This window comes from Pseudomonas sp. CF161 (assembly GCF_000416215.1).
GTDB lineage: Bacteria > Pseudomonadota > Gammaproteobacteria > Pseudomonadales > Pseudomonadaceae > Aquipseudomonas.
On sequence record NZ_ATLP01000038.1, the window covers coordinates 65,133 to 78,048 of the forward strand.

The window sequence follows — 12,916 nt, forward strand, 5'->3', positions numbered from 1 at the left end:
AATAGATATAACGGTTATAACGGGAAGCCGAAAATATTTTAAAAACAGTCCTTTACATCAAACATATGACACTACACTTCAACTCAAGCGGCATGATCCGCTTCCGGCGAACCTGACCCGATCCACTGCTGCCAAGCCCGATGTCAGGCATCGCCGACCAATAACAAACCGGAGTGTCGAGGGCGTTATGGGGATTGCGGCCAGGGAACTGCGTCTGTATGTGATTCGTCCGACCCTGCAGTATCTGGGTCGCCACAGTCCATGCGCAGAATCGCTGTTGCTGGGCATCGCTGCCAGCCAATCGGACCTGGGCTCAGCCCTGCACGACCGCCGAGGCCATGGGCTCTACTGCATCGCCGAACGCCGCCACGCGGCACTCTGGGACCTGTACCTGGCCCTCGACCCCGAACTCGCCAGCCGGGTCCGAGGCCTGGCCAGCCAGCACGCTTTCCTGAGCAGCCCTCACCTGGAACTCACGGTAAACCTGCGCTATGCCACGGCCATTGCCTGGCTGCTGATCGAACAACAACAAACCGCATTGCCGGCTGCCGACGACCTGCTCGGCATGGCCCGCCTCTGGAGACAGACTTTCCAACCTCAAGGACGCTTGCGGGATTTCACCTGCGCCTGGAAAACCCATGTCTCCCCGATGAACCTCCTCCCCTGCTGATCGCGCTTTTTGCACGATCGGCGAAGAAACGCCATTTTTGGTCGGATTGTCCTACAAAACCGCTCTAAATCAAGGCATACAGCCTATAGCGCTAGGACGAAAATGTTGGTAATTTTCGCCCCGGTGATCACCAGGAGTTCTAATAATGAAAAAAGTAATGCTCAAAACAACCATCAGCCTTGCAGTTGCCATGGCATCCAGCCAACTTTTCGCGAGTGGCTTTGCCCTCAACGAACAGAGCATCAGCGGGATGGGTACTGGTTTCGCAGGTCGCTCTTCTTCTGCCGATGATGCAAGCACTGTATTTGGTAACCCTGCCGGCATGTCGCGCCTCAAGCGCCAGCAAGTCACCGGCGGGATGGCCGCTATCGATGCCTCGACCGACATCAAGGACACCAGCGGCAGCCGCAGCGGCACCAACAAAGGCGACATGGTGCCTTTCACCGCCGTGCCAATGGGTTTCTACGTCAAGCCAATCGATGACCAGTGGGCTTTTGGCCTGGGCGTGTACGCTCCGTTCGGCCTGATCACTGACTACGAAAACTCCTTCCAGGGCCGTAACTTCGGCAGCAAAAGTGAAGTCAAGGTGGTGACCTTCCAGCCAACCGTCAGCTACGCCTTCAATGACAAGGTGTCGATCGGTTTCGGTCCAACCATCAACCGCATTTCCGGTGTACTGGAATCCACACTCAACACGCCGTTCACCGCGACCGATGGCCAAGTGCAGATCAAAGGCGACGATATCGGCTACGGCTACAACATTGGCGTTCTGGTTCAAGCCACTGACACCACCCGTGTCGGCCTGACTTACCACTCCAAGGTTGATTACAAGCTTGAAGGCCACACTACGGTCTCTCCAGGCGCAGGCACTCCGACTCCGGTCATGAAAGGCGCACGCTACGACGCGTCTCTGAAAATCCAGACGCCGGAATCCCTCGACCTGTCCGTGACCCAGGAACTCAACGACGCCTGGACCCTGTACGCAGGTACCACCTGGACTCGCTGGAGCCGTTTGAAAGACATCACCGTGAATAACGAAGGTGTAACCGTAGCTGCTGGCGGCGGCGCAGCCCCAGGCGCCTTCACCACCATCAAGGAAGACCAGAACTGGCACGACACCTGGGCCTACGCAATCGGCACTTCGTACCAGTTGAACAAGCAATGGGTCCTGCGCACCGGTCTGACCTTCGACCAGTCGCCAACCAACAACACCGATCGCTCGCCACGTATTCCTACCGGCGACCGGACGATTTTCAGCCTCGGTGCTGGCTGGTCGCCAACCGAAGACCTGACCATCGATGTGGCCTACTCCTACCTCAAGGAAGAAAAGGTCAACATCAACCGCAGCAACAGCAGCCCGACCGCTTCGCCATTGGCACGCAGCTACAACGCCGAATACGAAAACAGCGCCAACGGTTTCGGTGTAGGTGCTACCTACCGCTTCTAAGCATCACCGCTCGGGCCAATCCCCGCGCCGAGAAACGAAAAAGCCCCGCATCCAACAGGATCCGGGGCTTTTTTACTCAGTGCGTTGAACTCAGGGTTGGGAAGCCAGGGCTTTTTCCACCGCCTCGATCAACTCCGGGCTGTCAGGCTTGGTCAAGCTGGAAAAGCTGGCAATCACCCGCCCCTGGCGGTCGACCACATACTTGTAGAAATTCCATTTGGGTGCGCTGCTCTGCTCGGCCAGGACCTTGAACAGGTGCACGGCATCCGGACCCCGGACTTTCTGCGGCTCGCTCATGGTGAAAGTCACGCCGTAGTTGACGTAGCAGACCTTGGCGGTTTCCGCGCCGTCCTTGGCCTCCTGCTTGAAGTCATTGGAGGGCACGCCCAGAACCTCCAGCCCTTGCTCCTTGTAACGCTGATACAAGGCTTCCAGGCCTTTGAACTGTGGGGCAAAACCGCAGAAGCTCGCGGTGTTGACCACTATCAACGGCTTGCCGGCAAAGCGCTGGCACAGGTCGATGGACTCCTTGGCGTGGAGTTTGGGCAACGAGCCTTGCAACAGGGATGGGCAGTCTGCGGCCCAGGCCGAACTCCCCAGGGCAACGAATAGAGCTGGAACCGCAAGCCAGCGCATCAACATATTCTGCGTCCTTGATCAAATCGTCAGACTGCGACGTTACTCGCCTGCCGTCGCCCCTAGCAAGCGCCCATGCCCAACTCCATCAGCGCCAGCCCACCGCGCTGCCAGCCCCACCAGGCCAGCAGCACCAGAGCGGTTCCGAGCACCAGGCCCACCCCAAGCAAGGCTATGCGGTTCACACCGCGCCTGCCTGGGCTTGCAGGCGCGCCACCGGGCGCTCGCGCACTGGCCAATTGAGAGCGGCCGCCAACAGACTCAAGAGAATCGACACCTGCCAGATCACGTCATAACTCCCGGTTCGGTCATACACCACGCCTCCCAGCCAGCCACCCAGGAACGACCCCAACTGGTGGAAGAGAAACACAATGCCGCCGAGCATGGACAAGTTGCGCACGCCGAACAAGGTCGCCACCGTGCCATTGGTCAAGGGCACGGTCGACAGCCAGAGAAAGCCCATGGCCATGCCGAACAGGTAGGCACTGGTCTGGGTCACCGGCAGCCACAGGAACAACCCAATGACCACCGCCCGCAGCAGATAGAGCCCGGTCAGCAAGCGCGGCTTGGACATCCGCCCGCCGAGCCAGCCGGCGGTATAAGTACCGAAGATATTGAACAGCCCGATCAGCGCCAGCACCGTGGTGCCGACCGTGGCCGGCAGGTGCTGATCCACCAGGTAGGCCGGCAAGTGCACGCCGATAAACACCACCTGGAAGCCACAGACGAAAAAGCCGAAGGCCAGCAGCCAGAACCCGGAATGTCCGCACGCCTCGCGCAGCGCCTGGCCCAGGCTCTGCTCATGGCCGAGCACCGGCAATGGCTTGTCCTTGAGCATGCTCACCAGCGGCACGATCAGCGCCACCAGCAGGCCCAGGACCAGCAGCGCCGAGGACCAGCCCAGCCAGCCGATCAGCCCCAGGGTGCCCGGCAACATGGCGAACTGGCCAAACGAACCGGCGGCACTGGCGACCCCCATACCCATGCTGCGTTTTTCCGCCGGCAAGGCACGGCCGACAACGCCGAGGATCACTGAAAACGAGGTCCCCGACAGGCCGATGCCGATCAGCAGACCGGCGCTCAGGGACAGCGACAGCGGCGAATCCGAGAGCCCCATGCACACCAGGCCGATGGCATAGAGCACGCCGCCGATCAGCACCACCTTGGCCGCGCCAAAGCGGTCAGCCAAGGCGCCGGTGAAGGGCTGCGCCAGGCCCCAGATCAGGTTCTGCAAGGCGATGGCAAAGGCGAACACCTCACGCCCCCAGCCAAACTGCGCGCTCATGGGCGGCAAAAACAGGCCAAAGCCGTGACGCACCCCGAGGGACAGCGCCAGAATCAACGCACTGCCCAGAAGCACCCAACCGCTGGTACGCCACATCGATGACATTTTTATTCTCCAAATTACGGGTATCTACCCGCTTATAAGCGAACGAATGGCGTTCAAGCCAATTCGTTGAGCAAGGCCAACAAGGTTTCGCGCTTCTCTGCACCCAGGCGATCGATCAAACGCTGCTGCGCCGCTTCCCAGGCCGGCAGCGCCGCCAGCAGGCGCTCACAGCCGGCTTCGGTCAGCAACACCAGGCGATTGCGCTGGTCTTCGCCCTCCACCAGCGTCACCAGGCCCTCGCCTTCCAGGACCCGCAAATTGCGCCCCAGGGTGCTGCGATCCAGGCCCATGGCTTCGGCCAGGCTGGAAATACTCGGCTGATCCAGGCGCTGCAGATTGCACAGCAAAGAATACTGGGCAACGTTGATCCCGAAGCCGTCGAGGGCGCCGTCGTAGTACCTGCTGACGCCACGGGCGGCACGACGCAGGTTGGTGCACAAACATTGAGAAGGAAGCATGGTGCGTGTATATACCCGCGATTCACGTAAAGCAAGAATTTTGCATTCAAGGCCCGGCTCAGAACAACGCCAGGCCCACCAGCACCGCCACTTCCAATAATTCCAGCATGGCCCCCGCGGTGTCACCCGTGGTGCCACCCAGGCGGCGCAGCATCAGCTGGCGCAGCCAGAAAAACAACACCGCCGACAGCAGCAGTGCAAACACCCCGAGGTAACCGGCAAGCAGCACGCAACCCAGTGCCACCACCGCCAGCACCTGGCGCCCGGCACGCCGTGGCAGATGATCGGCCAGCGCCTGCCCCAGCCCCCCGGGACGCACATAAGGCGTGCACAGGAACAGACCCAGCAGCGAGGCACGACCGATCAGCGGCGCCAGCAACAGAGCCACGCCGTGCTGCTGCTCGATCAACGCCACCAGCGCGACGAACTTGAGCAACAACACCAACACCAGGGTCACCACCGCGATCGGCCCGCTGCGCGGGTCCTTCATGATGGTCAGCGTCCGCTCACGATCGCCAAAGCCGCCGAGCCAGGCATCGGCGCTATCCGCTAATCCATCCAAGTGCAGGCCGCCGCTGAGCAGCACCCAGGCACTGAGCAGCAAGGCCCCATGCAGCAGCAACGGCGTACCGTCGAGCAGCCCGTTGAGCCCCCACAACACAACGCCAAACAGCAACCCCACCAAGGGGTAGAACAGCAGCGAACGCCCCAGCTCCTGGGGTTGCGGCATGCCGGGCAGGCGAATCGGCAAGCTGCTGAGAAACTGCAAGGCGATCCAGAACGGCAGCATGTTCAGCGACCCTCGCTCAGGCGCCGATCCGCCTCGACCCGCAGCGAAAACAAGGCGCCGTGAGCCACCTCGACATTCAACAACTGCTCGCGGGGCAACCCCCGGGCCTGGGCCAGCAGCAGTCGCATCACCCCGCCATGGCTGATCAGCAACACACGCTGCCCGGCGTACGCCCCGTGCAGACGCTCGACAGCCGCCAATACACGCTCGGAAAACGCCCGCACCGGCTCGCCCGCAGGCGGCGTGAAGCGGTAAGGGTCAGCCCAGAACTGCCCCAGGGCCTCGGCGTCGGTCTCCATCAACGCGGCGGCGCTCTGGCCCTCCCAGGCGCCGAAATGCAGCTCCTGCAAGTCTTTCTCCAGGGTCACCGGCAACCCCAGGCGAGCCCCCAGCTCTTCGGCAAACCGCGCACAGCGCTGCAACGGCGAACTGACCAGCCGATCCCAGGGCCCCTGGGCCTCGACCGCCAGGCGCATCTGCTGCCAGCCCTTGGCAGTCAGGGCGTCATCCAGGCTGCCGCGCAAGCCGCCACCGAGTTCGGTTTCGCCATGGCGCAGCAGGTCAAGGTGCAAGGTCATGCCGGACGATCCGCCACGGCGGCTTCGGCAAAGGTCGCCATCTGCCCGTGCAGGTCACAGGCCAGGCGCAACAGCGGCACCGCCAGCGCGGCACCACTGCCTTCACCCAAACGCAGGCCCAGTTCGAGCAGCGGCTCGGCGCCAAGGATGTCGAGGATATGCCGATGCCCCGGCTCGGCACCGCGATGACCGAACAACAGCCACGGCCGGCACCCCGGGTTGAGGCGTACCGCCACCAGGGCGGCCACGCTGCAGATAAAACCATCCACCAGGACCGCGATCCCTTCCTGGGCACATGCCAGGTAGGCCCCGACCAGGGCCGCCACTTCAAAACCACCGAGGTTGAACAGGGTCTGCAAGACGTCCTCACGTTGGGTGCCATGCAGCTGCAAGGCGCGCTCGATCACCTGCGCCTTGTGGCTGACACCCGCCGCATCGAGCCCGGTGCCGGGGCCGGCGAGATCCGCCACCGGGATCTCCAGCAGCGCGCAGGCAATGGCACTGGCCGAGGTGGTGTTGCCGATGCCCATTTCGCCACCGATAAACAACTGGCTGCCTGCGGCCAGGGCCCGTCGCGCGCTATCGCGACCGGCCTGCAAGGCTTGCTCACCATGGGCTCGGGTCATGGCGGGGCCCTGCACGAAGTTATGGGTGCCGGGGCCGAGGTTGAGGTGGCGCACGCCCGGCAGATCCAGGCCCGGGTTGATGGTGCCCAGATCGACCACTTCCAGCTGCGCACCCAGTTGCCGCGCCAGCACGCTGATCGCCGCACCGCCGCTGACAAAATTGAGCAGCATCTGCCCGGTGACGGCCTGCGGATAAGCCGAAACCCCTTCGGCCACCACCCCGTGATCACCGGCAAAAATGGCGATCCACAGCTGGCTCAACTCGGGCTTGACCCGCCCTTGCAGCCCGGCCAGCTGCACCGCTGCCTGCTCCAGGCGGCCCAGAGAACCGGCCGGCTTGGTCAGCTGCTGCTGGCGGGCTTGTGCCTGTTCCAGGGCCTGGGCGTCCAGCGCTTTGCACGGTTGCAGCCACCAGGAGTCATTCATAACGCAGTTCCTTTCAAAGTCAGGGGCAGACCGGCGACCGTCAGGATCACTCGCTGACAACGCTCGGCCAGGGCTTGATGCAACCAACCGGCTTCATCGACATAGCGGCGAGTCAATTCGCCCAGCGGCACGACACCCATACCGGTCTCGTTGCTGACAAAAATAATCTGCCCGGGCAATGCCTCCAGGCACTGCAACAGCGCTTCGCGCTCGGCCGCCAGGCGTTCGGCGTCATCGAGCAGCAGCAGGTTGGTCAGCCACAGGGTCAGGCAATCCACCAACAGGCAACGCTCGGGCGCGGCGTTTTCCCGCAGCACCCGGGCCAGGGCCAGGGGTTCTTCGATCAATGCCCAGTGCGCCGGACGCCGCTCGCGGTGATGCAGGATGCGCTGGTTCATTTCGCCATCCAGCGGCTGGCTGGTGGCGATATAGGTCACAGCCAGGGCGCTGTCGGCGGCGAGCTTTTCAGCCAGGCGGCTTTTACCGGAACGGGCACCGCCGAGTATCAGTTGCAGCATGCTTGGACACCTTAGAGGTTGAAGGGCGAACCGGGTCGCCGGTTAAAGCCCGCAGAGTTCACGCAGGTAGGCGGTGTCCAGGTGTTGCTCCACCAGGTCGGCCAGGCGCTCGATATCGCGCTCGCGCAGGGCGTGGTAATCGACTTCCTGCACGTCCGCCAGGCCCGCCCAGCGCAGCAGCGCCGTGCAAGCCGCCGGGGCCTCGAACAGGCCGTGCAGGTAGCTGCCGAGAATCTGCCCGTCAGCGCTGCAGGCGCCATCGCTGCGGCCGTCATCCAGCAGCACCGCCGCCCGCTCCAGGGCCGGCCCGGTGGTGACTCCGGCATGGATTTCATAGCCGCTGACGGCGGCGTTCTCCAGGGTCAGGTGGCCACGCACATTGCGCAGTTGCTTGTGCGCCTCAAGCTCGGTGGCGAATGCCAGCAAACCCAGGCCCGGGCTCGAACCCGGCGGCCCTTCGAGGCCCAGCGGGTCATGGACCTGCTCGCCGAGCATCTGCAAACCACCGCAAATGCCCAGCAGCTTGCCGCCGTAACGCAGGTGCCGGGCGATGGCCTCCTCCCAACCATTGGCCCGCAGGTACGCCAGGTCGCTGCGCACGCTTTTCGAGCCGGGGAGGATGATCAGGTCGGCCGGCGGAATCGCCTGGCCCGGCCCGACGAACTGCAGATCGACCTGAGGATGCAGGCGCAAGGGGTCGAAATCGGTGTGGTTGCTGATCCGTGGCAACACCGGCACCACAACCTTCAATACGTGCTCGACCTTGACCGCCTGACGCTGGTCGATGCCGTCCTCGGCCTCCAGGTGCAGGTCCATCACATACGGCAGGACCCCGACCACCGGTTTGCCGGTGCGCGCCTCGAGCCAGTCCAGGCCCGGTTGCAGCAAGGCGATATCGCCGCGAAAACGATTGATGATGAAGCCCTTGACCCGCGCCTGCTCAGTGGCCGACAGCAGCTCCAGAGTGCCCACCAGATGGGCAAAGACCCCGCCGCGGTTGATGTCGGCAATCAACAGCACCGGACAGTCCACCGCTTCGGCAAACCCCATATTGGCGATATCGCCGGCCCGCAGGTTGATCTCCGCCGGCGACCCGGCGCCCTCCACCATCACCACCGGATAAGCCGCGCTCAGCCGTTGGTGGGACGCCAGCACCGCCTGCATGGCGATAGCCTTGTAGTCGTGATAGGCCACCGCATTCATGCTGGTGACGGCGCGCCCATGAATGATGACCTGGGCGCCTGTATCGCTGTTGGGCTTGAGCAGCACCGGGTTCATGTCAGTGTGCGGTTCGAGGTTGGCCGCCTGGGCCTGGACCGCCTGGGCCCGACCGATTTCGCCGCCATCGGCGGTGACCGCGCTGTTGAGCGCCATGTTCTGCGGTTTGAACGGCACCACGCCGACACCCTGGCGGATCAGCCAGCGGCACAGGGCAGTGACCAGGGTACTTTTACCGGCATCCGATGTGGTGCCTTGCACCATCAAGGTGGTCATGGGGTGTCCTTGGAATAGGCCTGCAGCGCTTGCTCCAGGCGCGACCAGTCGGCTTCATCGGCCGGCAGGCCAAAACGCAGGCTGCTGTTGTGCACGAACAGCCGCAGGAGGATGCCGCGCCGCGCCATGAACTCGTAGAGGTTCTCGGCGTCGGCCACGATCAACCATTGAAACAGCGCGCAGCCGCCCTGCGGCTTGAGGCCGTGGCGCTCAAGAATGGCCGCCAGGCGCAGGCTGGCCGCGTCGCACCGCAAACGCTGGCGGGCATGCCCCGGGGCATCCTGCAGGCAGGCCTGGCCCACCACTCGGGTCGGGCCGCTCACGGCCCACGGGCCCACCTGTTCGGCCAGCAGTTTGAGCAGCTTGCGTTCGGCCAGGACAAAACCCAGGCGCACACCGGCCAGGCCGAAGAACTTGCCAAACGAACGCAACACAATCAGCCCCACCTGGTGCGCGTGGGCCGCCAGGCTCAGTTGCGGGGTGGTGTCCATAAAGGCTTCATCCACCACCAGCCAGCCACCGCGCTGGGCCAGGCGCCCATGCCAGTCGAGCAGGCGCTCCGGAGTCAGGCTCAGGCCGGTGGGGTTGTTCGGGTTGACCACCACCAGCACATCGAGGCTGTCGAGGAAGAAGTCGACTTCCTGCTCCAGCACCTCGCGCACGATATAGCCGCTGCGGCGCCAGGCCTCGGCGTGCTCGGCGTAGCACGGCGACAACACCCCGACCTTGCCGGCGCGGCGCAAACGCGGCAGCAACTGGATCGCCGCTTGCGACCCGGCGACCGGCAATACTTCGCTGGCGCCGTAGTAGTCACACGCCGCGCGCTCCAGGCCGTCATCGGTTTCCGGCAGGCGTGCCCAGGCGCGCAAGGGGATCTCCGGGATCGGAAATGGCCAGGGAGCCAGGCCGCTGGACAGATCCAACCAGGCGTTCTCCGCGATGCCGTATTGCGCCGCGGCCTTGCGCAGCCGTCCGCCGTGCTCAAGCATAAAACTCAGCCCCCACACACAGAATCAATAGCCATAACCACACCCCGCGCTGCACCAACTGCCAGCCGCGATCGATGGAGTCGGCGTCCGCCGGCACGCCCTCACCCAGCGGCGGACGCTGGTGCAATTCACCGTGATAGATCGCCGCGCCGCCCAGTTCCACCCCCAGGGCTCCGGCGCCCGCCGCCATCACCGGGCCGGCATTCGGGCTGTCCCAGGTCGGGCCCTGGCGCCGCCAGCACTTGAGCGCCAGGCGGGTCTTGCCCAGCAGCGCGTAGGTCAGGGCCACCAGCCGCGCCGGAATGTAATTGAGCACATCGTCGATTTTTGCCGCCGCCCAGCCGAAGCGTTCGAAGCGTTCATTACGATAGCCCCACATCGCGTCCAGGGTGTTGCTCAGGCGATAGAGCACCACCCCCGGCGCGCCTGCCACGGCAAACCAGAACAACGCCGCGAACACCGCATCGCTGCCATTTTCCAGCACCGATTCGGTGGCGGCGCGAGCCACGGCGGTGGCGTCCAGCTCGCTGGTCTCACGACTGACCAGGTAACCGACCCGCTGCCGCGCCTGCTCCAGGTCATCGCTGCGCAACGCCTGGGCCACCGGCTCGACATGCTCACCCAGGCTGCGCAAGCCCAGGGCGCAATACAACGCCAGAATCTCCACCAGCCAGCCGATATACGGCAGCCATGACAGCGCCGTGGCCAGCAGGGTCAGCGGCAGCACCGCCAGTACCCAGGCCGTCACCCCATGGCTGCGCCAGCCGCGTCCGGCGGAATTGAAACGTTGCTCGATGCGATCGGCAAAACGGCCGAACGCCACCAGCGGATGCCAGCGCTTGGGCTCGCCCAGCAGCGCATCCAGCGCAACCCCGGCGACACTCAGCAACGCCACACTCATTGACTCACTCCCCAGAAATTTTCATACAGCAATTCACTCAGCGGACGCGGTTGCGCCCAGCCTTCCAGTGCCAGCATCGGCGCCGGGTAAAACTCGGTGACCGGCCCCAGGCACAGCACTGCCAGGGGCTTGGCGCCGGGCGGCAACCCCAGCAGGTCAGCCAGGGCCTGGGGTTCGAACAGCGATACCCAGCCCATGCCCAGGCCCTCGGCCCGCGCCGCCAGCCACAGGTTCTGGATCGCGCAGGACAGCGAGGCCATGTCCATTTCCGGCAGCGTACGGCGGCCGAAGATGTGCCGCTCACGCCCGTCCATCAAGGCCGCCACCAGCACCTCGGCACAATCGTTGATGCCCTCGACCTTGAGTTTCATGAACTCATCGGAGCGCTCGCCCAGGGCCTCGGCGGTGCGCACCCGCTCTTCTTCCACCAACTGCTGGATATTGCCGCGCAGCTCAGGGTTGCTGATGCGGATAAAACGCCACGGCTGCATCAGGCCGACACTGGGCGCCTGGTGCGCGGCCTCGAGCAGGCGCTGCAACAGCACCGGCTCGACGCTGCCACCGGCGAAGTGGCGCATATCACGCCGCTCGGCAATGGCCCGATAGACCGCGGCCCGTTCGACAGCCGAAAAAGCATTGTCGGTCATGAAAGTTCAGCTACCGCTGGCGCCGGCTTGCCGACAGTCGCCAGCAACGGCTGCGGGGCGAACAGCGCCGCCACCGCCGCCGGGTTGGACGGGAAATAGAAGTGCACATACGAGGCGGTCATCCGCCCATCGCGATACACCGCCTCGGCGCCACGCCCGCCATTGGGGCTCACGCCACGGGCAATCGGCGTCAGTTCGGTATTGGTCAGCGAATGGTGGTAGGTGTGGCCGCGCAAGGTGCCTTCCGGCAACTGCACGTCCTGCAGGGCCAGGGCCGCCAGGCGCTTTTGCATCACCGCGTCACCGGGCAGCAGCCCCAGCAGACGGGCACTGTGGCCCTCGACATCAGTCAGGGAATCGAGCAGGTAGAGCATGCCGCCACATTCGGCGAGCAAGGGTTTGCCGGCGCCGTGGTGGGCGCGGATCGCCGCGAGCATCGCGCTGTTTTCGGCCAGGGCCTGGTGATGCAGTTCCGGGTAGCCACCGGGCAGGTACAGGCTGTCGGCAGGCGGCAGCTCGCGGTCGTGGATCGGCGAAAAGAATGACAACTCGGCGCCCATCGCCCGCAGCAGGTCCAGGCTCGCGCCATAGGTGAAGGCAAAGGCCTCGTCCCGGGCCACGGCGATGCGCACTCCAGCCAGCAACGGCTCGGCGTTCACTCGCTCGGGGGCGGCGAAGGTGACCGCTGGCGGCAGCGCCACTTCGCAGCTGCCGGCCAGGGCCTGCGCCGCCGCGTCCAGGCGCAGGTCGAGGTCGTTGAGTTCTCGGGCCTGCACCAGCCCCAGGTGACGACTCGGCAGTTCGATACCGGTCTCCCGGGACAAAGCGCCATACCAGCGCAAGCCTTCGGTCAGGCTGCCTTCGAGCAACTGGGCATGGCGCAGGGTGCCGACCCGATTGGCCAGCACGCCGGCGAATGGCAAGTCCGGCTGGTAGCGCGCCAGCCCCAGAGCCAGGGCGCCGAAGGTCTGGGCCATGGCCGTGCCGTCGATCACCGCCAGCACCGGCACGCCAAAATGCCGCGCCAGGTCGGCGCTGGACGGCGTGCCGTCGAACAGGCCCATGACCCCTTCGATCAGAATCAGGTCCGCCTCGGCGGCGGCCTCCCACAACAGGCGACGGCTCTCTTGCTCGCCGACCATCCACATATCCAGTTGGTACACCGGCGCGCCGCTGGCACGCTCGAGGATCATCGGGTCGAGAAAGTCCGGGCCGCACTTGAACACCCGGACCTTGCGCCCCTGGTTGCGGTGCAGGCGCGCCAGGGCGGCGGTCACGGTGGTTTTGCCCTGGCCGGACGCCGGGGCGGCGATCAATACCGCCGGGCAATGACGAGCATCACTCAT

General features: G+C 64.5%; 15 protein-coding genes. 2 read left to right on the top strand and 13 right to left on the bottom strand.

The annotated features are described in order from the left end of the window. Nucleotides 1-187: 187 nt before the first annotated feature. Together CF161_RS05590 and CF161_RS05595 are read left to right on the top strand one after the other, a co-directional pair. The gene (locus CF161_RS05590; protein WP_020295589.1) at nt 188-670 is read left to right on the top strand and encodes a hypothetical protein; all 483 of its coding nucleotides are present in this window, start codon (nt 188-190) and stop codon (nt 668-670) included. 145 nt (nt 671-815) lie between these two features. After that, nucleotides 816-2,117: an OmpP1/FadL family transporter gene (locus CF161_RS05595; RefSeq protein ID WP_020295590.1), complete on the top strand. Its 1,302-nt coding sequence runs from the start codon at nt 816-818 to the stop codon at nt 2,115-2,117. A 90-nt stretch (nt 2,118-2,207) separates the two neighbouring features. Here the strand turns inward: CF161_RS05595 and CF161_RS05600 are convergent, their stop codons facing one another. From CF161_RS05600 to CF161_RS05655, 13 genes are read right to left on the bottom strand one after another with little or no spacing between them, the layout of a single operon-like run. Continuing rightward, nucleotides 2,208-2,759: a glutathione peroxidase gene (locus CF161_RS05600; RefSeq protein WP_020295591.1), complete on the bottom strand. Its 552-nt coding sequence runs from the start codon at nt 2,757-2,759 to the stop codon at nt 2,208-2,210. A gap of 56 nt (nt 2,760-2,815) precedes the next feature. Next, a complete protein-coding gene (locus tag CF161_RS33365) occupies nt 2,816-2,938 on the bottom strand; it encodes a hypothetical protein (RefSeq protein ID WP_020295592.1) in 123 nt (40 codons plus the stop codon). Next, the gene (locus CF161_RS05605) at nt 2,935-4,143 is read right to left on the bottom strand and encodes an MFS transporter (RefSeq protein ID WP_043228697.1); all 1,209 of its coding nucleotides are present in this window, start codon (nt 4,141-4,143) and stop codon (nt 2,935-2,937) included. Before CF161_RS05605 ends, CF161_RS33365 begins: the two co-directional genes overlap by 4 nt. A gap of 53 nt (nt 4,144-4,196) precedes the next feature. Further along, entirely contained in the window at nt 4,197-4,601 is a 405-nt protein-coding gene (locus CF161_RS05610; protein WP_020295594.1) for a MarR family winged helix-turn-helix transcriptional regulator, read from the bottom strand. Between the two features lie 58 nt (nt 4,602-4,659). Next, a complete protein-coding gene (locus CF161_RS05615) occupies nt 4,660-5,391 on the bottom strand; it encodes an adenosylcobinamide-GDP ribazoletransferase (RefSeq protein ID WP_020295595.1) in 732 nt (243 codons plus the stop codon). Between the two features lie 2 nt (nt 5,392-5,393). Next, nucleotides 5,394-5,969: an alpha-ribazole phosphatase family protein gene (gene cobC / locus CF161_RS05620; RefSeq protein ID WP_020295596.1), complete on the bottom strand. Its 576-nt coding sequence runs from the start codon at nt 5,967-5,969 to the stop codon at nt 5,394-5,396. Continuing rightward, nucleotides 5,966-7,021: a nicotinate-nucleotide--dimethylbenzimidazole phosphoribosyltransferase gene (gene cobT, locus CF161_RS05625; RefSeq protein ID WP_020295597.1), complete on the bottom strand. Its 1,056-nt coding sequence runs from the start codon at nt 7,019-7,021 to the stop codon at nt 5,966-5,968. The genes cobC and cobT overlap by 4 nt, the downstream gene beginning before the upstream one ends. Next, nucleotides 7,018-7,539 carry a bifunctional adenosylcobinamide kinase/adenosylcobinamide-phosphate guanylyltransferase gene (cobU, locus tag CF161_RS05630; RefSeq protein WP_020295598.1) on the bottom strand — a complete coding sequence of 174 codons (522 nt, stop codon included), beginning with the start codon at nt 7,537-7,539 and terminating at the stop codon, nt 7,018-7,020. Before cobU ends, cobT begins: the two co-directional genes overlap by 4 nt. A 42-nt stretch (nt 7,540-7,581) precedes the next feature. Next, nucleotides 7,582-9,033: a cobyric acid synthase gene (locus CF161_RS05635; RefSeq protein ID WP_020295599.1), complete on the bottom strand. Its 1,452-nt coding sequence runs from the start codon at nt 9,031-9,033 to the stop codon at nt 7,582-7,584. After that, nucleotides 9,030-10,022: a threonine-phosphate decarboxylase CobD gene (gene cobD / locus CF161_RS05640; RefSeq protein ID WP_020295600.1), complete on the bottom strand. Its 993-nt coding sequence runs from the start codon at nt 10,020-10,022 to the stop codon at nt 9,030-9,032. The genes CF161_RS05635 and cobD overlap by 4 nt, the downstream gene beginning before the upstream one ends. Continuing rightward, on the bottom strand, nt 10,015-10,923 hold the full coding sequence (gene cbiB, locus CF161_RS05645; protein WP_020295601.1) for an adenosylcobinamide-phosphate synthase CbiB: 909 nt from the start codon (nt 10,921-10,923) through the stop codon (nt 10,015-10,017). The genes cobD and cbiB overlap by 8 nt, the downstream gene beginning before the upstream one ends. Then, complete coding sequence (bluB, locus tag CF161_RS05650; protein WP_020295602.1) at nt 10,920-11,570, bottom strand: 5,6-dimethylbenzimidazole synthase; 651 nt, start codon at nt 11,568-11,570, stop codon at nt 10,920-10,922. Before bluB ends, cbiB begins: the two co-directional genes overlap by 4 nt. Then, nucleotides 11,567-12,916: a cobyrinate a,c-diamide synthase gene (locus tag CF161_RS05655; RefSeq protein WP_020295603.1), complete on the bottom strand. Its 1,350-nt coding sequence runs from the start codon at nt 12,914-12,916 to the stop codon at nt 11,567-11,569. Before CF161_RS05655 ends, bluB begins: the two co-directional genes overlap by 4 nt.

Coding starts and splice junctions, on each gene's coding strand:
- CF161_RS05590 (WP_020295589.1), top strand. CDS start 188: ATGGGGATTGCGGCCAGGGAACTGCGTCTGTATGTGATTCGTCCGACC.
- CF161_RS05595 (WP_020295590.1), top strand. CDS start 816: ATGAAAAAAGTAATGCTCAAAACAACCATCAGCCTTGCAGTTGCCATG.
- CF161_RS05600 (WP_020295591.1), bottom strand. CDS start 2,759: ATGTTGATGCGCTGGCTTGCGGTTCCAGCTCTATTCGTTGCCCTGGGG.
- CF161_RS05605 (WP_043228697.1), bottom strand. CDS start 4,143: ATGTCATCGATGTGGCGTACCAGCGGTTGGGTGCTTCTGGGCAGTGCG.
- CF161_RS05610 (WP_020295594.1), bottom strand. CDS start 4,601: ATGCTTCCTTCTCAATGTTTGTGCACCAACCTGCGTCGTGCCGCCCGT.
- CF161_RS05615 (WP_020295595.1), bottom strand. CDS start 5,391: ATGCTGCCGTTCTGGATCGCCTTGCAGTTTCTCAGCAGCTTGCCGATT.
- cobC (WP_020295596.1), bottom strand. CDS start 5,969: ATGACCTTGCACCTTGACCTGCTGCGCCATGGCGAAACCGAACTCGGT.
- cobT (WP_020295597.1), bottom strand. CDS start 7,021: ATGAATGACTCCTGGTGGCTGCAACCGTGCAAAGCGCTGGACGCCCAG.
- cobU (WP_020295598.1), bottom strand. CDS start 7,539: ATGCTGCAACTGATACTCGGCGGTGCCCGTTCCGGTAAAAGCCGCCTG.
- CF161_RS05635 (WP_020295599.1), bottom strand. CDS start 9,033: ATGACCACCTTGATGGTGCAAGGCACCACATCGGATGCCGGTAAAAGT.
- cobD (WP_020295600.1), bottom strand. CDS start 10,022: ATGCTTGAGCACGGCGGACGGCTGCGCAAGGCCGCGGCGCAATACGGC.
- cbiB (WP_020295601.1), bottom strand. CDS start 10,923: ATGAGTGTGGCGTTGCTGAGTGTCGCCGGGGTTGCGCTGGATGCGCTG.
- bluB (WP_020295602.1), bottom strand. CDS start 11,570: ATGACCGACAATGCTTTTTCGGCTGTCGAACGGGCCGCGGTCTATCGG.
- CF161_RS05655 (WP_020295603.1), bottom strand. CDS start 12,916: ATGAGTGATGCTCGTCATTGCCCGGCGGTATTGATCGCCGCCCCGGCG.